The 24,418-nt window shown below is 38.2% G+C and carries 23 protein-coding genes; 7 read left to right on the top strand and 16 right to left on the bottom strand.

Features of this window, described 5'->3' with window-relative positions; translation table 11 throughout:
• Nucleotides 1–5 precede the first annotated feature (5 nt).
• From Q0947_RS05815 to Q0947_RS05800, 4 genes are all read right to left on the bottom strand, one after another.
• On the bottom strand, nt 6–995 hold the full coding sequence (locus tag Q0947_RS05815; RefSeq protein ID WP_299393419.1) for an acyl-ACP desaturase: 990 nt from the start codon (nt 993–995) through the stop codon (nt 6–8).
• A gap of 11 nt (nt 996–1,006) precedes the next feature.
• A complete protein-coding gene (locus Q0947_RS05810; protein WP_299393415.1) occupies nt 1,007–1,744 on the bottom strand; it encodes a lysophospholipid acyltransferase family protein in 738 nt (245 codons plus the stop codon).
• 36 nt (nt 1,745–1,780) lie between these two features.
• On the bottom strand, nt 1,781–2,176 hold the full coding sequence (locus Q0947_RS05805; protein WP_299393412.1) for a hypothetical protein: 396 nt from the start codon (nt 2,174–2,176) through the stop codon (nt 1,781–1,783).
• A gap of 124 nt (nt 2,177–2,300) precedes the next feature.
• Nucleotides 2,301–2,711 (bottom strand): BrxA/BrxB family bacilliredoxin, encoded by a 411-nt coding sequence (locus tag Q0947_RS05800; RefSeq protein WP_299393408.1) that lies wholly within the window; start codon nt 2,709–2,711, stop codon nt 2,301–2,303.
• A gap of 200 nt (nt 2,712–2,911) precedes the next feature.
• On the opposite strand from Q0947_RS05800, the gene Q0947_RS05795 reads away from it, so the two are divergent.
• The 4 genes from Q0947_RS05795 (at nt 2,912) to Q0947_RS05780 (ending at nt 7,364) form a co-directional block, all read left to right on the top strand.
• Entirely contained in the window at nt 2,912–3,685 is a 774-nt protein-coding gene (locus Q0947_RS05795; protein ID WP_299393404.1) for a DnaJ domain-containing protein, read from the top strand.
• A gap of 168 nt (nt 3,686–3,853) precedes the next feature.
• Nucleotides 3,854–4,867, top strand: a complete 1,014-nt coding sequence (locus tag Q0947_RS05790; RefSeq protein WP_299393398.1) for a dipeptide epimerase — start codon at nt 3,854–3,856, stop codon at nt 4,865–4,867.
• A 4-nt stretch (nt 4,868–4,871) separates the two neighbouring features.
• A complete protein-coding gene (locus Q0947_RS05785; RefSeq protein ID WP_299393393.1) occupies nt 4,872–5,903 on the top strand; it encodes an aminotransferase class I/II-fold pyridoxal phosphate-dependent enzyme in 1,032 nt (343 codons plus the stop codon).
• 159 nt (nt 5,904–6,062) lie between these two features.
• Entirely contained in the window at nt 6,063–7,364 is a 1,302-nt protein-coding gene (locus tag Q0947_RS05780; RefSeq protein WP_299393388.1) for a D-alanyl-D-alanine carboxypeptidase, read from the top strand.
• Nucleotides 7,365–7,373: 9 nt separating this feature from the next.
• Here Q0947_RS05780 and Q0947_RS05775 read toward each other — a convergent pair whose 3' ends face one another.
• From Q0947_RS05775 to Q0947_RS05740, 8 genes are all read right to left on the bottom strand, one after another.
• Nucleotides 7,374–8,840 carry a M14 metallopeptidase family protein gene (locus Q0947_RS05775; RefSeq protein WP_299393384.1) on the bottom strand — a complete coding sequence of 489 codons (1,467 nt, stop codon included), beginning with the start codon at nt 8,838–8,840 and terminating at the stop codon, nt 7,374–7,376.
• A 5-nt stretch (nt 8,841–8,845) separates the two neighbouring features.
• Nucleotides 8,846–9,505, bottom strand: a complete 660-nt coding sequence (locus tag Q0947_RS05770; RefSeq protein WP_299393380.1) for a peptidoglycan recognition family protein — start codon at nt 9,503–9,505, stop codon at nt 8,846–8,848.
• A 62-nt stretch (nt 9,506–9,567) separates the two neighbouring features.
• Nucleotides 9,568–10,728 (bottom strand): metal ABC transporter permease, encoded by a 1,161-nt coding sequence (locus Q0947_RS05765; RefSeq protein ID WP_299393375.1) that lies wholly within the window; start codon nt 10,726–10,728, stop codon nt 9,568–9,570.
• Complete coding sequence (locus Q0947_RS05760; RefSeq protein WP_299393371.1) at nt 10,721–11,848, bottom strand: metal ABC transporter permease; 1,128 nt, start codon at nt 11,846–11,848, stop codon at nt 10,721–10,723. Before Q0947_RS05760 ends, Q0947_RS05765 begins: the two co-directional genes overlap by 8 nt.
• A gap of 127 nt (nt 11,849–11,975) precedes the next feature.
• Nucleotides 11,976–12,743, bottom strand: a complete 768-nt coding sequence (locus tag Q0947_RS05755) for a metal ABC transporter ATP-binding protein (RefSeq protein ID WP_299394972.1) — start codon at nt 12,741–12,743, stop codon at nt 11,976–11,978.
• Nucleotides 12,744–12,799: 56 nt separating this feature from the next.
• Complete coding sequence (locus Q0947_RS05750; RefSeq protein ID WP_299393365.1) at nt 12,800–13,711, bottom strand: zinc ABC transporter substrate-binding protein; 912 nt, start codon at nt 13,709–13,711, stop codon at nt 12,800–12,802.
• A complete protein-coding gene (locus Q0947_RS05745) occupies nt 13,708–14,520 on the bottom strand; it encodes a transporter (RefSeq protein WP_299393360.1) in 813 nt (270 codons plus the stop codon). Before Q0947_RS05745 ends, Q0947_RS05750 begins: the two co-directional genes overlap by 4 nt.
• Nucleotides 14,507–15,166, bottom strand: coding sequence for a metal-dependent transcriptional regulator (locus Q0947_RS05740; RefSeq protein ID WP_299393357.1), 660 nt, complete (start codon nt 15,164–15,166; stop codon nt 14,507–14,509). Before Q0947_RS05740 ends, Q0947_RS05745 begins: the two co-directional genes overlap by 14 nt.
• A gap of 127 nt (nt 15,167–15,293) precedes the next feature.
• On the opposite strand from Q0947_RS05740, the gene Q0947_RS05735 reads away from it, so the two are divergent.
• Nucleotides 15,294–17,318 carry a S9 family peptidase gene (locus Q0947_RS05735; RefSeq protein ID WP_299394968.1) on the top strand — a complete coding sequence of 675 codons (2,025 nt, stop codon included), beginning with the start codon at nt 15,294–15,296 and terminating at the stop codon, nt 17,316–17,318.
• A gap of 310 nt (nt 17,319–17,628) precedes the next feature.
• On the opposite strand, the gene Q0947_RS05730 is transcribed toward Q0947_RS05735, so the two are convergent.
• The 4 genes from Q0947_RS05730 to Q0947_RS05715 form a co-directional block, all read right to left on the bottom strand.
• Complete coding sequence (locus Q0947_RS05730; protein WP_299393352.1) at nt 17,629–17,769, bottom strand: FeoB-associated Cys-rich membrane protein; 141 nt, start codon at nt 17,767–17,769, stop codon at nt 17,629–17,631.
• 58 nt (nt 17,770–17,827) lie between these two features.
• Nucleotides 17,828–19,927, bottom strand: coding sequence for a ferrous iron transport protein B (feoB, locus tag Q0947_RS05725; RefSeq protein WP_299393347.1), 2,100 nt, complete (start codon nt 19,925–19,927; stop codon nt 17,828–17,830).
• On the bottom strand, nt 19,928–20,155 hold the full coding sequence (locus Q0947_RS05720) for a FeoA family protein (protein WP_299393343.1): 228 nt from the start codon (nt 20,153–20,155) through the stop codon (nt 19,928–19,930).
• Between the two features lie 118 nt (nt 20,156–20,273).
• On the bottom strand, nt 20,274–20,945 hold the full coding sequence (locus tag Q0947_RS05715) for an SCO family protein (protein WP_299393338.1): 672 nt from the start codon (nt 20,943–20,945) through the stop codon (nt 20,274–20,276).
• Nucleotides 20,946–21,040: 95 nt separating this feature from the next.
• Here Q0947_RS05715 and Q0947_RS05710 point away from each other — a divergent pair, with 95 nt between their 5' ends.
• Complete coding sequence (locus Q0947_RS05710; protein ID WP_299393335.1) at nt 21,041–22,972, top strand: M1 family aminopeptidase; 1,932 nt, start codon at nt 21,041–21,043, stop codon at nt 22,970–22,972.
• Nucleotides 22,973–23,051: 79 nt separating this feature from the next.
• Nucleotides 23,052–24,392, top strand: a complete 1,341-nt coding sequence (gene rseP, locus Q0947_RS05705; RefSeq protein ID WP_299393331.1) for an RIP metalloprotease RseP — start codon at nt 23,052–23,054, stop codon at nt 24,390–24,392.
• Nucleotides 24,393–24,418 lie beyond the last annotated feature (26 nt).

The raw sequence follows: 24,418 nt of genomic DNA, 5'->3' as shown, positions 1-24,418 counted from the left end.
CCATACTACTTAAGAGTCGCCGGTTCCACCCATTTAAACTGATACGAGTTTTCTGGGATTTTCATACGGTCGGCCAAACGCTTCATACGGTCTGGAAGTTTCATGAGATAGTCTCTCGCTTTTTCAGCATCATCAGATAAATTTTTGATATTGCCTATTTCCCAACGCTTGATTAATTTTTCCAAAATATCTATATAATCTGCTGAAGTGTAAACCCCAATACGCTGAGCCGTATTTGAAAACTCTTCAAAAGCAGTGCCTATCTGGTTTCCTGATTCTCTCAAGAAATGCGCAGGCATGGTGATTTTTTGCTTCATCATGGTTTGAAACGCCATCATCATCTGATTTGGATCCACCTCAAAAATGCGTTCTACAAATTCTGCATACGCATGGTGGTGACGCATTTCATCTCCAGCAATAATATTACACATCTTAAAGAGCGACTTATTACCTTTCTCCTTAGCTATTTTACCAACACGGTTGTGGGAAATATACGTAGCTAATTCTTGGAAACTGGTATATATAAAGTTTTTATAAGGATCTCTATCGGTACCAATATCAAAACCATCAGCGATGAGATGCTGTGTGGTTTTTTCAATTTCTTTCATATTGACGCGACCTGATAAGTAAAGGTATTTATTAAGCACATCGCCGTGTCGGTTTTCTTCAGAAGTCCAGTGGCGTACCCATTTGCCCCATGGATTACGTTCTACCTGGCTTACACCTTCCACATCCATTAACCAGGATTCATAGGTTGGTAATGCTTCTTCGGTGATCATATCTCCAACTAAAACAACCCAAAAATCGTAAGGTAATTCTTTCGATAATTCACGAATTTCCTTTACCTCTTCAAAAAAGTTGTCACCTTCTGAATTCGGTAAAAAATCAGTTGGCTGCCAAATTTGTTCGACAGGGATTAAATATTTTTGAATAAGTGATTCGACGTCTTTTTCCAGATGTTGCATCACTTCTAATCTTACATTTTTTAATGACATAATAGTGTAATTTAGGGATGAATATTCGAAGAAATCGTCTGTTCAACAGTCCTGATTAATTCTTCCTTATCTACAAAGGTAGCAATTTTGAGAGGTTGATGTACCGTGAATTTTAAATGATTTCCTATTCCCATTGGAAAATTACCATAGCGTAACATTTTCCAGGAATTATTGATACTGATAGGAACGATGGTAGCTGAAGGCGCTTTTTTCATCAATATTTCCAATCCCTTGGTTTGGAATGGCTTTGGAGTTCCGTTTTTACTTCGTGTACCTTCAGGGAAAATAACGGCTGCGCGCTTGGTGTTTTCGATGTACTCCCCAAATTTCATAATTGCAGGAATGGATTGTCTCGGGTTTTTACGATCAATCAAAACTGAACCGCCATGACGCAGGTTATATGAAACGCTAGGAATCCCTTTTCCAAGCTCTTGTTTAGCGATAAATTTAGGATGATGCTTACGCATGTACCACATAATTGGAGAAATGTCGTACATACTTTGATGGTTGGCTACAATGATGAGCGGCTCATCAGTAGGGATATCATAAGGATTGGTAAATGTAAATCGGGTGCCCAATACATTTAAGCAGCGGATTAAAAAGAACTGTAACCAATCAACACTGATCTTATGTGCCTTGTATCCAAACACATTAAAGCAAATCCATTGGATAGGATGGAACACTACTAAGGTGATTCCAAAACATATCAAATATAAAACCGTTAGGGGGTAAGCTAATATTTTTCGCATCCTGCAAAATTAATAAAAACTCCGTCTAATAACCTACTAATAAATGGCAATGCACTTATTGTTTTCGCAGGTTAGCTGTTGCGGTGGCATTACCATGGAACAGTCAGACATGAGGCCACAATCAGTATTCATCATTTTTTCTAACTGATTGTAGTTTTCTGCTAATTTAGTCAACTTAAGCGTGTCAATAGAAGTGGAGTACACCAAATATTCCCAAGGACCGCCACAAGGTTTGCTGCCTAAGGCTAGGTAACGGCATTCAAAATTTTCATTACAAACGGAGGTTTCTGCCAAATTCTCGATGGTGATTTTCATCTCGTTCAATTTTGAACGTTTCTCTTCACAGCTCATGTTTTCTACGTCATTGCATTTAAAAGCAGTTAGAAGAATAAAGAGGCAGGTTAAAGGTATAAGGAATGTTGAGGTTTTCATAAGGAGTATCTTTTAATGTAGATGCTAATTTCTATAATTGGTTGCGTATCAGCAAAAAAAAACCACAGTAAATTTACTGTGGTTTAATAACGTTTTGAGAATATAACCTCAAAAGAGATGTTTTTTAGCAATGCTCATTATAAGCATCTACAAGATTTTCTGCAATTAATTCTGCTGGTCTGCCTTCAATATGATGACGCTCTAACATGTGCACTAATTCGCCATCTTTAAACAAAGCCATACATGGAGAACTTGGAGGAAAAGGCACCATATGCTCTCTTGCTTTATCTACTGCTTCCTTATCTACACCTGCAAAAACAGTGACAATATGGTCAGGGCGTTTTGCGTTTTGTAAACTCATGCGTGCACCAGGGCGTGCATTTGCTGCAGCACATCCACATACTGAATTTACAACAATAAGGGTTGTTCCTTCCTTAGCCAAGGCTGAATCAACATCTTGAGCGGTATATAATTCTTCAAATCCAACTTTCGTCAAATCTTCACGCATTGGTTTTACTAATTCTGCTGGATACATATATTTTAAGTTTTTAAATTATTATTAAACCTCGACACTTCGAGAGTGCAAAGATACGGAAAAATCCTCTTTGGGAAGCAGTTCTTAGTAGTGAGATTGAATGCTACTATTTGTGTTTTCAATACAAATTTCGACCATAAATTTCATTTATAAGACACTAACTATATTATATTTGAAGTTCAATTAATTAAAAATTAGAGATGAATTTTTCAAAATGGATAGGTGCAGGTTTAGGATGGTCTTTTGGAGGTCCTATTGGTGCTATTATTGGAATGGTATTGGGGAGTATTGTCGATTCTATATCAGGTAACGGGGCTCCACTTTTAGGCGATTGGCAGACCAATCAGAAACAAAATCCACCGTATAGAGGGCAAACACAGGCGCGACCACAAACGCAGCCTGGCGACTTTGAAGTCAGCTTACTCATATTAGCTTCAGTCGTTATAAAAGCTGACGGACATCAGGATAAGCGCGAATTGGATTATGTGCGTCAGCAATTTGTTGGAATGTACGGCCAGGAACGCGCCAACCATGCCTTTAAATTGTTTAAGGGCATTAATCAGCAACAAATTCCGGTGCGCGAAGTATGTATGCAAATTCAGCGTATGATGGATCATGCGGCGCGCCTACAATTGTTGCATTTCCTTTTTGGAATTGCCAAGGCCGATGGCATGGTTACAGATAGCGAAGTGCGTCAAATTTATACCATCTCAGGGTATCTTGGCATCAGTTCTCGTGACTTTGAAAGTATTAAAGCGATGTTTTATAACAGCAGTGACAATGCTTACAAAATCCTTGAAATCACCAAAGATGCTACTAATGATGAAATCAAGGCTGCTTATAGAAAAATGGCGAAGAAATACCATCCAGACCGTGTGATTCATTTGGGTGAAGAACATCAAAAAGGTGCAGAAGATAAATTCCGTCAGGTGCAAGAAGCTTATGAAAAGCTGCAGAAGGAACGCCGTTTTTAAGAAAATATATCAAATTGCCTAATTTCTAAATTTAGATGTAGTTCGCCCAAGGGTTTTAATTACCTTTTGTTAGAAATTTATATATTATTGATTAATTTAGTTTTATAGAAAATCACAGCATTCGGACGGTTATAAGGAATCGGTAGAATGTTTAAAAAAATTCAAAGGATGCAACTTATTCTCAGACCATATACTTTAAAATTAAGACACACCTTTACAATTTCAAGAGAGTCTCATGACGAGCAGCCTTCTCTCATTGTTGAACTCAAAGAAGATGGTTTTTCCGGATTCGGTGAAGCGACTTCCAACCCTTATTACAAAATTGGAGTGTCAGATATGATGCGAGATTTGAAGGCGTTGGAGCCGCATATTGCAGAATCTTCAGGAATGAATCCTGAGGCATTTTGGGCAAAAATGGAAGCGCTTATGCCTAACAATAAATTTGCGTTGTGTGCTTTAGATTTGGCTTATAACGATTTATACGCAAGAAAACAGGGTAAAAAATTATATGAGCTATGGGAGTATGATATCAATAATAATCCGTTAACAGATTATACCATTGGGATTGATACCATTGAAAAGATGGTGTCAAAAATGAAAGAAATGCCGTGGCCTATCTATAAAATAAAGCTCGGCTCACATCAGGATATTGCTATTGTAAAAGAACTGCGTAAGCATAGTGATGCTGTTTTTAGAGTTGATGCCAATTGCGGATGGTCGGCTGATGAAACGATTTCCAATGCCATCGCCTTGAAAGAATTAGGCGTTGAGTTTATAGAGCAGCCCCTACCTGCAGATGATTGGGATGGTCATAAGAAAGTATTTGAAAATTCAGTTTTACCAATTATTGCTGATGAAAGCTGTCAGGTTGAAGCTGATGTCCAAAAATGTTACCAGCATTTTCATGGTGTGAATGTTAAATTGACCAAATGTGGCGGATTAACACCGGCAAGACGTATGTTGGTAAAAGCGCGAGCATTAGGAATGAAAACGATGGTGGGTTGTATGACCGAATCTACGGTTGGTATTTCAGCAATTGCGCATTTACTGCCGTTATTGGATTATGTAGATATGGATGGTGCCCTTTTGTTGGCTGAAGATATTGCTACAGGCGTGCGAATTGAAAATGGTGAGGTTTATTATAATGAATTGAATGGTACCGGAGTTACTTTAATCGCATAATCTAATGACGATTGAACACTTTCCGGATAGAACCGTCACCATTTCGGGTAAAACCTTTCTATATTTTGGTGGTACTTCCTACTTGGGATTGGCCACAAATGCAAAATTTCAAAACCTACTTTGTGAAAGCATAAAAGTATGGGGTTCTGCTTATGGAAGTTCACGGAATGCGAATGTCAAATTGAGCATTTACCAAAAAGCGGAAGCTGTATTGGCCGAAATTATTGGTGCTGATGCAGCACTCACAGTGTCTTCAGGTACTTTGGCTGGAAAAATAGTGATTGATTACTTGTCTAAAGATCATGAGAAGTTTTATCATTATCCAAAAACCCACCCAGCTATTCTTAAAAGTACAAGTTTACCTTTATTCGTGGAAGGAGCATTGCATCCTGGTTTATTAGATGATGTGGAAGAATCGGTTGTGATAACTGCTGATGCCTTGTTGTCCTTGGCTGTAAAACCTACCAATTTTGATTTCTTGAATGCTATTTCATCAAGTAAGCGCATCACATTATTGCTCGACGAATCTCATAGTCTGGGTATTGTTGGGCCACATGGCGATGGTGTTTTTAAAACTGTTGAACACCCACGGATTGTCCAAAAAATTATGATAAGCTCACTAACCAAGGCTTATGGTTGTTCAGGAGGAGTGATTGCCGGGAAAAGTCAGTTTATTGAAACAATAAAGAATGAAGCTGTGTTTGTTTCTGCGGCAGGGATGAATCCTATTTTTCTGCAAACCTTTCTTGATGCTCAAGAATTAGTGCAAAATCAACTCAAGAAATTACGAGCAAATCTTCAGTTTCTATTCGGAGATAATGACCTACCGGCAAATTTTATTTACGATATTGATTATCCTGTTATCTATTCCCACAGCGATGGCATCTTCGAGTATTTAAAATCGAAAGGGATCATCATCACCAATTTTAAGTATCCTAATTATGACACGCTGATGAATCGGATTGTGATTACGGCAAATCATACCAAAGAAGATTTGGAGCATTTGAAGTCCGCATTGTTTGATTTTCCACAGTAATCACTTCTCAAGTGAGGAGGAAAGTCAGAGTTATAAAAATCGAAAATGCCCAAATATCTAATGTATGTCTAGCAATTCTAATTTTTTCAAGATTTGATTATGGGTTTGTAAATATATAATCTAACTTTAAAATTCATAAATCATTCATTGTATTGCCATATGATCACCGCTACTAAGTATTTAAAAACAAAAAACATTATTGGGCGTTTTAGTCTTCTCACACTACTCTCGTTAACCCTAGTCAACTGTAAGTCTTCTAAAATTTCTAAACATCTCGATACAACTTTAGAATCCAGTTTTTACGATAATCAGTTTACGGGGGTTATGGTCTACAATCCGAGAACTAAGGATACGATTTATAACTATAATGCTGAACGCTATTTTACACCTGCGAGCAACACTAAAATTTTCACCTTATACACAGCATTACAATATCTGCCTGAGAAAATTCCAGCTTTGAAATATGCGATCGATCAGGATACTTTGATTGTGAAGGGAACCGGAGATCCTAGTTTTTTGCATCCGTATTTTAAAGATAGTACAGCGCTTAATTTTTTGAAGTCGTTTAAAGCAGTGAAGCTTGTAACCGATAATTACAACAATGACAAGTTCGCTCCAGGTTGGGCTTGGGAAGATTATGATATGTATTATAGTCCTGAGCGCAGTGCATTTCCACTGTATGGGAATGTGGCCACTATTTCGAAAACTGGCGAATTAAACACTTATCCTAAGTTTTTAAAAGGCAAAACTTCGTTGTCTGAATTGAATAGCCGTCGAGATTTCAATACCAATAATTTCTATTATAAGGTTACGAGAAAGGACACCATTGAAGTCCCATTTGTGTTAGATTCAATGCTGGTTAAGCAACTTTGGGATGATTTGCTTCCGGGGAAGGTTAGGATCATTCCGAATTCCAAATTGAAAACAGACCAAACGCTTTATAGTGAGGCGTCGGACAGTGTGTATAAACGAATGATGCAAGTGAGCGATAATTTTTTAGCAGAACAACTGCTGATATTAGCTTCGTCCACAGTTTCTGACACCTTAGATGCCGATGTTATCAGAAAGTCAATCTTAGACAATCAATTAAAAGATTTGAAACAAAAACCATATTGGGTTGATGGCTCCGGCTTGAGTCGTTATAATCTTTTCACGCCTTTATCGTTCGTGCAGGTTTTGGATAAACTCTATGCTGACATTCCACGTGAGCGCTTGTTCAATTTCTTCCCAGTGGGAGGTAAAAGTGGCACTATTAAGAGCTGGTATGCTGGCGAAAACGCCCCTTATGTCTATGCTAAAACTGGCACCGTGGGTAACGTTCATTGTTTAAGTGGCTATCTCGTAACCAATTCCGGTGAAGTTTTGATTTTTAGTTTTATGAATAACAATTACCGCACATCAACTTCCAAAATTAAGGAGCAGATGCAGGGCGTGCTTGAGTATTTGCGGGATAATTATTAACGATTTCCTCTATTTTCCATAGAAAATAGCGTTTCTAAAATTACTTTCTTTAGTCTTTAAGTTGATTAAAAATCCGTTGACTACAGCATAGTCTACGCTGCCGTCTTTTTGTAATGTAAAATTCGGATTGTTGCCAATATTCACATAAAACCCAGGAACTTTTTGATCTTTATCCAAAATATTGATAGGTAAGGACACATCTTTATCCTGTTGTGAAATCTCTGACAATCGCACGTAAGTGTAACCCGATTTTAAAAGACTGTAAATATCCATTTTTTGGAGTTCCTTTAATGATGGAATGATGTCAGGGTACACTTTTCCTTCAACCAATCGGTATCCGGTAGCATCTACAGTTTCGTAGCCATAAAACGTTGAAAGATCACCTTTTTCTACAATACTACCTACATTGTAAAAGTTCTCGTGGTTTTTATCTTCAACTTCTAAGCGGTTGATTCCGATATCTAAAATGTAATCCTTTCCTAAAAGTTTATGGGTAAATCGTTCAATTTTTAAATCGAATAATTTGCGATCGTTTTGTGGAATTTTCTCGTAGTCTTCAATAGGAATCGTTTTGTAGTCTCCATTGGCTATCGTGTAACAAGCAGATAAAATAGACACATAATTGAGCTTTCTAATTTCCTGTTTTTCAACATCATTTTTATATCCGCCAGACTCGATTAAAATAGCACTTGTTCCCCATTTTTGAATATTATCACCAAACGCTCTAGGTTCAAAGTCGTCATTGTAACGCCCTACTTGACCTGGTGCATATTTTTGAATGATGTTGTTCATAAACACAATTACTTTCATGGCATTCCCACGAACCTCATTGATGTCTTTTTCATAATTGTAAGCGGGTGCCAAATAGGATATTGTAGCTGGTTTAGGTGTGCGTTCCGCATTATAATAGGTGCTTTGATCGTGTAGATTGAATCCGAAATCGGCATCTAAACTGTCTCTAATACGTTTTAAAATTTGACCTTCCGGAGATTGTAGCATGAGCGCATCTCTATTAACATCAATTCCTAGAGCATTTCGTCTCGCAAAAACTTCAGCCCCATCTGGGTTGAGCATTGGTATAAAATGAAGCGTTAATTTGCTCAACAATGCTTCTTTTTCAGACTTGAAGTCAGGACTATTCAAAAAATTAAAAATATCGAAAATGGCTTGCGTTGCTGTTGGTTCATCACCATGCATCTGTGACCATAAAAAGACGCTGGTCTCTCCAGTTCCTACACTGATTAAACTGATGCTTTTGCCTTTAATACTTTCACCTACTTTTTGAACGGTGTACGCAGGATTGCTTTTTAATTTGTTGATCAGCGGTTGGATATCATCATGTTTAATCCGGCGTTTATCCAAGCTTGGTTCTTTGTATTTTGAGTAACTATCGTAAAGACTCGTGGTCATATCATTAACTTGCGCCGTTACCGAAAAGGACACTATCGCAATTATTAAGGAAAGAATGTATTTCATAATTATTAAATGTTTTTAGCGGGTGCCGATTTTAAATTTAGTTTTCTAGTGCCTTTTTTAACGGCTTCCATGAAATCTTCTCCCGGATCGGTCTTTTGAGTTCTGTAGCCTTCATCTACTTCCAACCATAACTCATGACCTTCAAAATTAGTATATTCATAATGGCCAATCAGATATTCAATTGGGTATTTTTCGCTCAAATATTTGACCAACCAAATGTTTGATTTTATTTGTGCCTTGGTTAAGGGAGCGCCTTCTGTGCCACCTACATTTTCAACCCCAATGGCCGTATGATTTAAACCAATAACGTGTCTTGCCATGGTAGTTTCTGGCATTAATCGGTAAATAGTGCCATCTAAATCCACTAAAAATTGTGATGACACATTCAAGTTGCTTGCGTTTACCAAATCGGGTCTGCTCGGCAATGTTGTTGCATAGAATGCATTAAAAGATTTTTCGAGTGTTGGAATTGCCGTCCAATGCAACACGATCATTTTAGGAACAATGGTCGGTTCGTCCTGTTCTAAGCCATAACGCGAAGCGAGGTACTCTTTTGTGAGTTCAATGCGTTCGTCATTAAAAGTAATGGGTTTGTCAACTATTGTTTTTGAAGTGCCACAAGCGCAAAGGAAAAGTAGACTGATGTAAAAGAAGGTATATTTCATTGTTAACCATTTGATGGAAATCAAAGTTAACGAAATTATTTCTTACAAAACCAATTGCTTAGCTAGCCTCTAAATAAAAAGAAATCGTCCTTCATATCTTCAATTTGCGCATCTTCATTGGTGATAATGTAATCAATGGCTTGTGAGGTAAAATCATCACCTTTTTCAGTTAGCGTAACAATGTTTTTATTGATGTGAATCATGTTGTTTTTTAGTGCTAAATCCAATACCGTTTGGCTTCGTACTTTTTGCCAATTGATATGTTCACAGAGATGGTTTACGTGACGTTCTCGTTCTTCAGTATGATTTTTAAGATGTAGTAAAAAAGTTAAAAGTGAGACCTCAATACGTTGTTGCTTGTCGCGATAGATTACCGCGATGAGTCCTTTGCTTGGGGCAAATAGGTAGATGAATAAAAATACAACGCCAAGCATTGTTGTAATAGAACCAGCAATAGATGCATCAATCCAGTGGGCCAGCCAATATCCTGAAATGGCACTAAACACACCAAATAATACGGCGAGTCCGAGCATTTTCTTCAAATCTGTTGTCAATAAATAGGCACAGGCTGCAGGGGCAATCATTAAAGCAACTACCAAAATAGCACCAACGGCATCAAAGGCTCCAACCGTAGTCACAGAGGAAACGGTCATAAGTCCGTAGTGAATAATTAATGGCGAAAACCCTAAGGATGCGGACAATCCAGGATCAAAAGTGCTTACTTTTAATTCTTTAAAAAATGCGATTAAAAGTCCGACGGTCACCATTAAAATCGTGCCAATTACCCAAAGCGATTTTGGACCAATATCTGTTCCGCCAATTGTAAGTCGGTCAAAAGGGGCAAAGGCCAATTCTCCTAATAAAACGGCATCGACGTCTAAATGCACATCATTTGCATTCTTGGCAATCATAATAACGCCAATACTGAATAGGGCGGGGAAAACGAGTCCGATGGCGGTATCTTCCTTAACTAAGCCCGTTTTTTGAATGCGTTCTACCAAAGCTACCGTAATTACACCCGTTAGCGCAGCAAGTAGAATTAGCCACGGCGAATTAAGATCTTGGGTAATAAAAAAACCAACAACAATTCCCGGTAAAATGGAATGGCTAATGGCGTCACTAATCATGGCCATTTTCCGAAGCACTAAAAAAGTTCCCGGAATAGCACAGGCAATTGCTACCAAACTTGCAATGAGCTGTATTTCAAACTGTGCGCTATTCATCTTTTTTGATGTTTTGGTTATATAAGTTTGCGGCGGTTTCAAAACCTTCCTTCGTCAAACTCCACATGGTACCATCGATGGTGACATAATTCTTATCTACTAATTTTTGAAGCGATTTTCGTGTAAATCCTTGAAAGTTGTTTAGTATTTTGATGGTATGCGGATGTGAAATGTTTTCGTGCGTTTCGGCAATATGGTACATAAAAGAAAGCGTTTTCTGTAATTGTAAATCGCTTCGGTTTTTGATAAATCTGATTTGACGAAATAACAAGCCGCGACTCGGTGAAAAAATAAATGAAAAGATCACAAATACAGAAGCTACCAATACAATTACTGGGCCCGTTGAGAGATTGTCTTGACTTGCGCTAATGGCGGTTCCAAAAACCCCGGAAAATGCTCCAAAAATTGCAGCCAATAACACCATTTTACTTAAGCTATTGGTCCATTGCCGTGCGGCTGCTGCAGGCGCTAATAACATAGCACTCATAAGTACTACCCCTACAGTCTGTAAGCCTAAAACGATCGCTAATACGATAAAAGTAGTGATGAGAATATCAATAAATTTGGTGTTGAAACCCAGCGTTTTGGTGTAATCAGCATCAAATAGTAGGAGTTTGAATTCCTTCCAAAATAACAACATCACCAAAACACAGATTCCGGTAATTATCGCCATAAGCCACACATCGCTTTCTACTAATGTGGCGGCTTGTCCAAATAAGTATTTATCCAATCCGGCCTGGTTCGCGTTGGGTTGCTTTTGGATGAATGTGAGTAGGAGCATTCCAAAGCCGAAAAATAAGGAGAGAATCAATCCTAAAGCAGTGTCCGATTTTAAATGGGTTTTACTGATAATGCCTCTAATCCAAAAGGTGCCGAGGAGTCCGCTGACTAAAGCGCCAATCAACAAGGTATTGCTGTCTTTCGCGCCAGTTATCAAAAACGCCAAAGCAATTCCTGGGAGTGCAGCATGAGAAATGGCATCACCAAGCAAACTTTGTTTCCGTAATACTGCAAAACTACCGAGCATGCCAGTAACAGCGCCTAAAATGGCGGTGCCTAGCGTGATGGTCCGTAGTGTGTAATCACTGAACACTAAAGAAAAATACTCTTGTAAGTTCATAATCTGTTCTTAACTTATTTAGGAGTGTTTAGCATTGATTTTTAATGGTTTATTGCTTTAGAGTTTGTAGCAACCCTTCCGGCTTCAGTCTTTCATGACTGCCAACTGCCAACTCCTCACTGCCAACTTATTTCTGCACACTTACTTTATAATTAATACCGTAGGTTTTGGTTAAATTATCGTCATTAAAAATATCCATGACGGGACCTGTGGCAATTTTTTTCACGTTTAGAAAGGTTACCCAATCAAAGTATTCTGGAACTGTTTGTAAATCGTGATGGACGACTATTACTGTTTTTCCTGCTTTACGTAATTCCTTTAAAATATTGATAATTGCAATTTCAGTAGTGGCATCAACCCCTTGGAATGGCTCATCCATAAAATAAATAGACGCATCCTGTACCAAGGCTCTCGCCAAAAAGATACGCTGCTGCTGTCCGCCAGAGAGCTGGCTAATTTGGCGGTTTTTAAAAGGAAGCATGCCTACTTTTTCTAAAGCTTCCAAGGCGGCTTTTTTTTCTTTAACTCCCGGGCGTTTAATCCATCCTAAACTGCCATAAGTTCCCATCATGACAACATCGAGCGCTGTGGTGGGGAAATCCCAATCGACACTTCCTTTTTGGGGCACATAAGCCACGAGCGACCGCTGTTTGTGATACGGTTTGCCGTAAATAGTCACACTACCGGCAAGTGGTTTTAGAATTCCCAAAATAGCTTTAATTAAGGTAGATTTTCCAGCGCCATTTGGGCCAACAATAGCCATCAACACTCCTTCTGGGATTTCAAGATCAATATCCCAAAGAACTGGTTTGTAATTGTAAGCCACGGTTAAATCATCAACCTTGACTGCTAACACGGTTTTGGAGGGCGATGTTTCTTTTATATGATCATCCATACTTATGGCTTTTAATTCTTTTGCTAATTCGTTCATCTGTTACGACATGCTAGTTTCTAGCGAAGAGCATTCACAATCGTGTTTACATTATACTTGAACATCCCGATATAGGTGCCTTCAGGAGTTCCTGCATTTCCCAAGGCATCAGAATATAACGTGCCGCCAATTTCGACCTTATGATTTTTGGAATTCACAGCGGCCTGAAGCGCTTCAATGGTCCGCCTAGGAACGGAGCTTTCTACAAAAATGGCTTTTACGTTTTTTTCAATAATAAAGTTAGCTAAATTTTGAACGTCCTGAACGCCAGCTTCAGTTGCGGTGGAGAGGCCTTGTAATCCAACTACGTCAAATCCGTAGGCTTTTCCAAAATAATTAAAGGCGTCATGTGCCGTCACCAAAATTCGTTTCTCTGCTGGAAGTGTACTAATGGTTGATTTAACTTCAGCGTTTAAAACTTTTAATTCTTCGAGATAGTTTTTGCCATTTTCTTCATAAAATGCTTTGTTTTTCGGGTCTGCTTCCGACAATTTTTTAACGACAAAAGCGGTGATGAGTTCCCAATTGTGTACATCAAACCAAATATGCGGATCGTAATTTGACGCAAAATATTCTGAGCCAATCAATGTTTTAGGGTCTAAGGCATCCGATACAGCAATGGTCTGCAAATTTTGGCTTTGCATTTTTTCAAAAACCTCTACGAGTTTGCCTTCTAAGTGCAATCCTCCGTAAAAAATCAAATCAGCATTCACCAATTTAGACACATCACCTTCACTGGCTTTATATAAATGCGGATCCACACCAGTTCCCATCAAGCCTTGAATGTTGAGCTTATCGCCACCAATTTGTGTGACTAAATCTGTAATCAGCGTTGTGGTGGTTACAATGTTGAGGTTGCCATTGTTGTTCTGATCGTTTTTACAACTGAAAAGAAGTGTAAAAAGACATGCTATTGCTAAAATATGTTTCATCTGATTTGTTTTTGTGTTGGGGTTCTAAAACTCGCACCTGCACTAACAAGGAGATCCTGTCCGTTGGTGATGCTAGTGCCCACTGACGCATCGAGTTGGACATTGTAAGAAATTAAATAGGTTAATCCTGCATCCCAAAAATGGTTAGCGGTGCTGTTTTCAGGAAAATTGCCATACAGTTCAGTATACATCCCTAGTTTATCCGTAATTCCATATCCATAGGCTATCGCATATGTATAGGCAATTTCAGGAGAGTCATTATTCCATGCCGCGCCGATATTGTAGCCTAAATTCGACTTTTCGCTTAGCGTGTGATTAAATGCAAATAGAAAATTAGCACCAGTGGTTTCTGGTTTGTAATCAGTACTTGCCATAAAAGGAAGATACAAGTGGCTTAAAAATCCTATTTCCGGCAACCATCCGTTTGCTTGTGCAATTGTGGTTTTAAAACCTAATAACAAAGGGTGGAAGCCACTGTTCACATCTTTTAGCTTGTTTCCATTGATATGGACGGTTTGTTCCTCAAAATTCCAACCTACACGTAGTTCTAAATTATTGAGTAATCCGTATCGGAGTAAGGTTGTGTTGTAGGTGAAAGCTTCCTTTTTTATGCTGTTTTTTTCATACGATTCATAAAAGGAACCTGTTTCAATTTGAAGAATTCCTTTTGGCATTGCTGTTGGAGACTCCCTAGCATCAGGACGGTCAGTAATCAGTGGTACTGTCAATGTTGTGTCCTCTTGTGCAAATAGGGAACAGGAGCCCACGATAAAATTGATGACGGCGATATGTTTTTTATTCGATTTCATTGACATAAATGATATTTGTGAAATCTTCATTGAGTAAAAGCGTGTTGTTAAAGACCGTGACTTGCGTCATCTTTGTTTTACTAAATTGTTTCTTGATAAAAACGGTGTTTCCAAATTTCAGTCCGTTATGTTGGCAGAAATCGAAAAACTCTTCATCATCACTGATTAATCGCGAAATGACATAAGCTTTGCCTTCAACTGCCTGCGCTAATGAAATTGAAGTGTCTTCAGTAGTGATTTCTCCGTTCGCATTTGGAATCGGATCTCCATGAGGGTCGAACTTTGGATGACCTAAATATTCGCTTATTTTATCTGCTAAAAAATCTGATGTTTCATGTTCTAGGAATTCGGCTTCACGATGGATTTCATGTAAAGACATATCAAACATCTTAAACAATAGTGATTCCCATAAACGATGTTTCCGAACGACGTTTAACGCGAGTTTTGTGCCTTTGTCTGTGAGTTGTAGTGCCTGATATTTTTCGTAATGCAATAAATTTTTAGCCGCTAACTTTTTGGCCATATCAGTTGCCGCGGCATTAGAGATTCCCAACTTTTTAGCAATGTTTCCAGGTTTGGTATTGTTGTGATCCTGAAGGTTATTGCTGTAAATAGCTTTAACGAAATTTTCAATAGCGACTGACATTGTATTGTAAGGTTTAATTAAAATTTAAGTATGCTTAAATAATTATTCAAATATAGCGTAAATTTTAGAGTATCAAAACGTTTTTTATATTTTGTAACTTTCCATTTTTAAACACTATTTACTGATGATGCGATTATCTCTTTTTCTTTTTGTATGTTTTATAACGTTACAAAGCAGCTACGGGCAACAACAAAAATTACCTTTCCAACCATTGGATGTGTTCGAATTGGAATGGGCATCAGACCCTCAAATTTCTCCTGACGGCAAACAGATTGTCTATAAAAGAAACGGGTTTGATATCATGAATGATAAGGCTGATGGGAATCTTTGGATTATCAATTCAGACGGGACTTCGCATCGTAAATTGACCTCAAGGGAGGTGAGCGAATCACAAGCAAGTTGGTCGCCTACGGGAGATCGCATTGTATTTGCAAGTAGCACGGAAGAAGGTTCGGAAATCTACATGTATTGGACGCAAACAGGACAGATTGCTAAAATTTCACAATTACCAAAATCGCCGAGTACTTTAACTTGGTCTCCTGATGGGAAATGGATTGCTTTTAACATGTTTGTGTCCCAAAAGCCACCGGTGATTGCCAAGTTACCGGAAAAACCGAAAGGAGCGAAGTGGGCTGAACCAGCGCGTATCACTGACCGATTAAAACATGAAGCCGATGGTAGCGGCTATATGGAACCTGGCTTTACCCATGTTTTTATCATTCCTGCTGACGGAGGTACTCCACGCCAATTAACCACTGACAATTACAATCATGGTGGTAGTTTGTCTTTCTCACCTAACGGAAAAGATATTTATTTTTCCGCTAACCGCTTTGAAGATTGGCAATACAGATTTCGAAATAGCGAAGTTTATAAAGTGAATATTGACACGAAACAGATTACCCAATTAACCACACAAGATGGACCTGACCATTCGCCAACAGTATCTCCTGACGGGAAAACCATTGCTTATTTAGGCTATGAAGATCGTGTGCAAGACCATCAAAATACGGTATTGCGGCTGATGAATGCTGATGGCAGCAACAAGCGTATAATTTCTTCCGATTTCGATAATAGCGTTTCTAATATTACATGGGATGCTCATGGTAAAGGCTTGTACTTTATGTATGATGAAAAAGGAAATTCCAAAATTGGATACATTACGACTTCAGGAAAAATATCAAAACTTGCAGATAATGTTGGAGGAACAACTATAGGAAGACCGTATGCTTCGGGCTCTTATAGCGTGTCTCAGAATGGGACGTTAGTATACACGCAATCACGTCCGGAATATCCGGCAGAATTGGCGGTTGTAGAGAATAAGAAAGATGCGCGTTTAATCACCAATTTGAACAGTGATGTGCTTGCTTATAGGGAATTAGGCCAAACGGAAGAAGTGTGGTATAAATCGACTTTTGATGGTAGGGATATTCAAGGCTGGATTGTAAAACCTCCATTTTATGACGCGTCTAAAAAATATCCGCTATTGGTAGAAAATCATGGTGGACCAATTTTGAATTATGGCGACCGATTTACGGCGGAAATTCAACTATTTGCTGCTGCAGGATATGTGGTGTTTTATCCTAATCCGCGTGGAAGTACCAGTTATGGTGAAGAATTCGGGAATTTATTGAAGAATAATTATCCAGGACAGGATTACAATGATGTGATGGATGGTGTGGATTATTTGGTTGAAAAAAGGATTGTTGATAATGATAAATTATATGTAACCGGCGGAAGTGCAGGTGGCATTATGACCACATGGATGATTGGGAATAACAACCGATTTAAAGCCGCTGCGGTGGTTAAACCTGTCATCAATTGGATCAGTAAAACCTTGGTGGCCGATAATTATTACGGTTATGCCCACACACGTTATGAGGGGCAGCCTTGGGAGAATTTTGAAACGTATTGGAAATTTTCACCTATTTCACTGGTCGGAAATATTGAAACCCCAACCATGGTGATGGTGGGAATGAATGATTTAAGAACGCCGCCAAGTGAAGCGAAGCAGTTGTATCACGCCTTAAAACTGAGAAAAATTGAAACGGTTTTGGTGGAGATTCCTGATGCTGCTCACGGTATAGCCAATAAACCAAGTAATTTAATCAGCAAGGTGGCGCACATCTTGGCCTGGTTTGAAAAGTATCAGTGATTTAAGAAAACCTAAAAGGAATAAATTTATGCAGTTTGTCATTCCGACGAAGGAGGAATCTTATAACGCCAGAATCCGCAATGCTTATGAATTGTCATTCCGACGAAGGAGGAATCACATAATCAGGAATAACTATTCGCAATGTTTGTAATTTGTCATTCCGACGTAAGGAGGAATCGCATAATCCAGAATCCGCAATGCTTATGAATTGTCATTCCGACGAAGGAGGAATCACATAAGAGTAACTATTCGCAATGTTTTGAAATCATCATCCCAACGCAAGAGGAATCACACAACGCCTAATGACCTATTAATGACACTTATCACAATCATGAGCGTCACTAAAGGCTTTTTTTGCTTTGGTTTTTTTCCAAAAGAATTTCTTAATCAAGAAACTTAATGCAAGTCCAAGAGCTGTAAGCGCTAATATGGTTTGAATTGTATCGTTCATTTTGTTTCTTATTTAATCAATCAATCGCACTGTACATCTGCCATAGCTTAGCTTGGAGCTATTTCAAAAGTTGAAAGGCAATCAATGCTATAATATACGCAAAACCGCTCATAATTACAAGTTGTAGGATGGGCCATTTCCACGAATTTGTTTCACGTTGCACAATGGCTAACGTACTCATGCATTGCATTGCAAAAGCGTAAAATAGGAGTAAGGAAATGCCTGATGCGAATGTAAATAGAGGGCCACCTAAAATAGGATTCACTTCCCCAGCCATTCGGTTTTTAATGGTTTCTTCATCATCACTTCCAACACTATAAATGGTGGCCAAAGTGCCTACAAAAACTTCACGCGCAGCAAAGGAACTGACTAAGGCAATTCCAATTTTCCAATCGTAACCTAATGGTCTAATGGCTGGCTCAATAGCGTGACCGGTAATTCCTAAAAATGAATGTTCTAATTTTTGGGAAGCCACATGTTCGTGTAATTCGTCGTCCGTCAGATTTTGACCAGCGTATTCAGTTTTAATGATTTCTTCAGCATTATTAAACTCTTCGCCAGGGCCATAAGACGCCAAAAACCAAAGAATAATAGAAATAGCGAGAATGATTTTACCGGCGCCAAATACAAACGATTTTGTTTTTTCAATAACCGTTAGCAGCACATTTTTGAATAAAGGCATCTTGTAATTTGGCATCTCTACCACAAAAAAGGTCTTGCTTTTAAACCTCAGAATTTTATTTAAAATCATGGCCGATACTAACGCCGCTCCAAAACCAATCAAATATAAAAGCATTAAGGTCATGGCTTGATAGCCTAATCCGAAAAATCGACCATCAGGAATGACTAAAGAAATAATGATCAAATAGACTGGTAATCGGGCAGAGCAGGTGGTAAAAGGCGTAACTAAAATAGTAATTAAGCGTTCCTTCCAACTTTCAATATTTCTTGTAGCCATAATTGCAGGAATGGCACATGCGGTTCCTGAAATTAGAGGTACCACACTTTTTCCACTTAAGCCGAAACGTCGCATGCCTCTATCCATTAAAAACACTACGCGACTCATATAACCACTTTCTTCAAGCACTGAAATAAAGAGGAATAAGAATGCGATTTGCGGAATGAAAATTACAATACCACCCAATCCAGGAATGATACCTTCTGATAATAAACTTGTAAAAGCACCGGATGGGAGCGTGTTTTTTGTCCATTCACTCAAAGAGGCGAAGGATGCATCAATAAAGTCCATTGGTACGCTAGACCAGTCGTAGATGGCTTGAAATATGGTCAGCAAAATCAGGAAAAATATCACGTAACCCCATATTTTGTGGGTTAAAATACGGTCCAATTTAATTCGCAGATCCTTGGCTGAATTAAGATCGATAGTTTGTCCCTTTTTAAGCGTATTGTTTATAAACTGGTACCGCTTTATGGTTTCCTTTTGCTGTAGTCGTTTTAAATCGGCTTTGGTTTTGGTTTTGAAATTAGCAACGTCGTCAATGACGTTTCTGTCGGTCTTACCAAAATTAACATCTTGCGTGATGACCAGCCAAAGTTTGTATAGCAACTGATTAGGGAAGGCTTTCTGCAAATTCGCGAAATACTCTTTATCAATTTCAGAAGCATTCATACAAGGCTCTATTGAGAGGTCCTTGTAATTTGTAATCAACTCTTTTAATTCATCAATCCCATTTTTTTTACGCGTACTCACTAAGGCAATCTTTGTGTTGAGTTGTTGCTCTAAATATGGAATATCTAATGAAATGCCCTTATAACTCATTCGATCGGCCATATTAATGACCAAAATAGTGGGGATTTCTAAATCTTTTATCTGTGTAAAAAGAAGTAAATTACGTTTTAGATTTTCCACATCGCTCACTACTACGGCAACATCAGGAAAGTCTTTATCGTTTTTATTGAGTAACAATTCAATCACCACATTCTCATCTAAGGAAGAGGCGTTTAAACTATAAGTTCCGGGTAAATCAATGATGTGCGCTTTTACACCACGTGGAAGTTTACAAATACCTTCCTTTTTTTCAACAGTAATACCAGGGTAGTTTCCCACCTTTTGGTTCATCCCTGTAAGTGCGTTAAAAACTGAAGTTTTACCTGTATTGGGATTTCCTATTAAGGCAACATTGATTTGTTTACTCATTTATAAGATCTCTATTAAAATGTGAAGTGCGGTTTCTTTTCTGATGGCCAAATGGGTGCCATTTATGTTAAGATACATAGGATCAGAAAAGTGCGCCACTTGCACCAACTCTACATAATTGCCAGGTAAACAGCCCATTTCCAAGAGTTTTAATGGGATATGAATAGACGATACGTCAGTAATGATACCGCGTTGCCCTCTTTTTAAATGTGCGACTGTTACTTGCAAGCTTATTTAGATTGATTTTAAAGAAGCAAAAGTAAATATAAAAATTTAGAGGGTCAACGTTAAAAGATTAAAGTTTTAATTTTCTGCATTGTCAATGAAAAGAATGGAAATGCAGCGCTTACTTGTCATGTTTTTTTAAAACCTTGATATCTTCCAACAATTGCTCGATGTCGTCAGGATTTGTGCCGTCATAATAGCCTCTAATCTGACGCTTTTTATCAATCAGCATGAAGTTTTCAGTGTGGATCATGTCATAAGCGTCACCATTGCCATCGGTTTTAACCGCCAAATAGCTTTTTCTGGCAAGCTCATAAATTTGTTTTTTATCACCAGTAACCAAATTCCACTTTGCATCGATAACACCTTTTTCAAGCGCATAGCGTTTCAATTGTGCCACGCTGTCAATCCCTGGAGTAACGGAATAGGAGAGTAGCATAACCTCATCATCATTCTTTATTTTTTCTTGAATTTGAACCATATGATCGGTCATAATCGGGCAAATGGTTTGGCAAGTCGTGAAAAAGAAATCTGCTACATAGATTTTATCATTATAATCATCTTGGGTGATGGTATCGCCGTTTTGATTGAGCATACTAAAATCAGCAATCTTATGATATTTACTTTGGTATTGAACGGTGCTATCCACCATTTCAAAATTCACCATGGACGGTTGGTAAATGGGTAGTACTTTTTTAGGGGTTAGGATATTGTACATTATCGTAACAATGATAATAGATAGGATTAATAATACGATTCCGAAATATTTGTAGTCCTTAAAAAATGAGAGCATTTTTAATGAATTTTGAGGTGATTCATAAGATTTGGATGCAAAAATACGATAGATAACCGTCAAAAAAGGTATTTTTAGTGCTAAAATCTGCTTTCATGAAAAACATCGTATCGCTTCTGTTTTTGTTTGTTTTTTCGTTTGTAAATGCTCAAGAGGATCAACTCAAAACTTTAAGAGAAGCAGAATTGAAATCTGCACTTAAACGTATGGAATTCCGCGCCAGTCCTAATACCGGCAACTACGATGTAAAATACCACCGTTTGGAGCTTGATGTAGACCCTGCAGTCGCCCATATTCAAGGTGAGGTAACTACCTATTTTGAGGCAAAAGCACCTTTAAGCCAGATCACTTTTGATTTGGCAACCAATATGACGGTTTCTCAGGTATTGCAACGTGGAACGCCTTTAGTATTTTCACATAATACTACCGATGAGTTGGTGATTACCTTGCCTAAAACTCAACAAATTGGAGTTTTAGATTCTCTGACGATACGATATTCAGGAAATCCTGTAAGCTCAGGATTCGGCTCGTTTGAAGTGAGTACACACAATGGAAAACCAGTATTGTGGACGCTTTCAGAACCTTATGGTGCTAAAGGATGGTGGCCCTGCAAACAAGATTTGATTGATAAAATTGATAGTATTGATGTGCATATCACAGCACCTAAAACGAATCCTAGCGGAGATGACTATGTTGCTGTGGCTAACGGGATGGAGCATTCCCAATCCATTAATGGTACGAAAAAAACGACGCATTTTAAACACAACTATCCCATTCCTGCGTATTTGATAGCTATTGCTGTCACTAACTATGCGGTGTATTCAGATACCGTTTCTAATAATGGAAATCCGTTTGAGATTGTCAATTATATCTATCCGGAACAACTGGCAAAAGTCAAAACACAAACACCAGTCACACTGGATATTATGAATCTTTTCAGTGCTCTTTTTGGGGAATATCCTTATGCAGATGAGAAATATGGGCACGCCCAATTTGGTTGGAATGGCGGGATGGAACATACAACGGTTTCTTTTATGGGGAGTTTCGATCGGAATTTAATTGCCCATGAATTGGGTCATCAATGGTTTGGGAATAAAGTGACTTGCGGAAGTTGGAAGGATATTTGGCTCAATGAAGGTTTTGCAACTTATATGACTGGACTGGTGGTTGAGCATTTAGATGGTGAAACGCCATTTAAAACCTGGAGACAGCAGACAATTAATTCGGTAACGTCTAGAAGTGGCGGTGCTGTATATGTTAAAGAATCCGATACGCTGAACGTGAATAGGGTGTTTGATGGACGATTATCTTATAATAAAGGCGCCATGGTATTGCATATGCTGAGGAAAAAACTAGGGGATGATATTTTCTACAAAGGACTGAAGGATTATTTAAATCATCCAGACCATGCGTATGGGTATGCAAAAACTGAAGATCTGCTAACGATTTTGACTGCGGCAAGCAATCAAGATTTGTCTGAGTTTTTTGATGATTGGGTTTATGGTGAAGGCTATCCAACGTTTGATTTGAAATGGTATCAATCTAAACCCACGGAAATCAACTTTAAATTGAGTCAATCCCAAAGTCATCCTTCGGTTTCATTTTTTGAAACGGCATTGCCAATCAGGCTGATTGGAGCATCTGGAGAAACGCTTGACCTCGTTTTAGAGCATACAAAGAATACAGAAGATTTTACAAAATCTGTAAACTTTAATGTTGTTGAGGTTATTGTTAATCCGGAGTTTGATGTCGTTTCCAAAAACAACAGTGCGGTATTAAGTGTGGAAGACCATTTGCTAGATAAAGGAATATCGGTGTATCCTAATCCAACATCAAACAGTATTTTTATTAAAAAGCCTGATCATATCACTATTGAACAGATACAAATCTATAATATAATGGGTCAACTTATGTATTCAGCAGGTTGGAGCAATAGCATTGATGTGTCTACATTTGCTTCCGGTCTATTCCTTATAAAACTGCAAACAAACAAGGGTAACTTTAATAAATCGCTGTTAAAAAACTAGCCTTTAGATTGGCTTTAGTTTCCTAACTGCACTTAAAAGATTACTTTTGTGCCTTATAATTTTTTTTGAAAAGATATCAATGGAGTTTATTATTAAAATTTCTCAATTTTTATTGAGTTTGTCCCTTCTAATCGTTTTACACGAGCTTGGACATTTTATACCAGCAAGACTATTCAAAACACGCGTAGAAAAATTCTATTTGTTTTTTGATATCAAATACAGCTTATTTAAGAAAAAGATAGGGGACACCGTTTATGGCATCGGGTGGTTGCCTTTGGGTGGTTATGTGAAAATAGCCGGAATGATTGATGAAAGCATGGACAAGGAACAAATGGCTTTGCCGCCACAGCCTTGGGAATTTCGTGCGAAGCCAGCGTGGCAACGTTTAATTATCATGTTGGGTGGTGTGACGGTCAATTTTGTATTGGCGCTAATCATTTATATTATGATAGCCTTTGCCTATGGCGATACTGATATTTCTGCAGCAAGTTTCAAGGACGGCTATTTAATTGACAATCCGTTGTTAACCGATTTAGGATTTCAAACTGGTGATGCCATTGTGAAGGTTGGTGATGCTGAGGTTGTAAATTATTCAGATATCAGAACCAACTTGATAGGAGCCGAAACGATTACACTTGAGCGTGATGGTACTGAGCAAACGATTGCATTGCCTGAAGATTTTTTAGGACAATTATCCACAAGTAAACATGAAGGTCTATTTGGTCTTAGACAACCATTTTTAGTCGCTGCGGTCGCAGATACGTCCTTAAATAAATCGGCAGATTTGAAGAAAGGCGACATTGTGAAAGCTGTCAATGGCATATCAGTGGAATATTTAGATCAAGCTGATAACGTATTAAAGTCGCTTAAAGGGCAAACTGTTACAACAGAAATTTTAAGAGATGGCCAAACCAAAAATATCACCCTACAAGTTGATGATAATGGGAAATTAGGTATTGAATTAAGTCGCTCAATTAATGATTGGGCAAAACTTGGATATTTTGACGTAGTACGTAAAGAATATACACTTGGCGAAAGTTTTGGCGTTGGTTTTAATAAATTCACAAGCCAAATAACAGGCTATTTCACACAGTTGAAATTAATATTCAGTCCAAGTACAGGCGCTTACAAGGGTGTGGGTGGATTTAAGGCCATTTTTGATGTATTCCCTGATATGTGGAGTTGGGAAGTATTTTGGAGCATTACAGCGTTCCTGTCAATTATGTTAGGCGTCTTAAACTTGTTGCCAATTCCTGCTTTGGATGGTGGTCATGTGATGTTTTTATTATACGAAATGATCTCAGGACGTACGCCTTCAGAAAAATTTTTAGAGCGCGCTCAATTAGTTGGATTCGTGATACTCATTATGTTAGTGTTGTTCGCGAATGGGAATGATATTTTTAAAGCAATAACTGATTAAAAATTTTTCAAAATTGTTTTGTTCAA

The organism is uncultured Gelidibacter sp., assembly GCF_947500795.1.
Classification (GTDB): Bacteria; Bacteroidota; Bacteroidia; order Flavobacteriales; family Flavobacteriaceae; genus Gelidibacter.
This window is presented reverse-complemented; position numbering and strand designations above follow the sequence as displayed.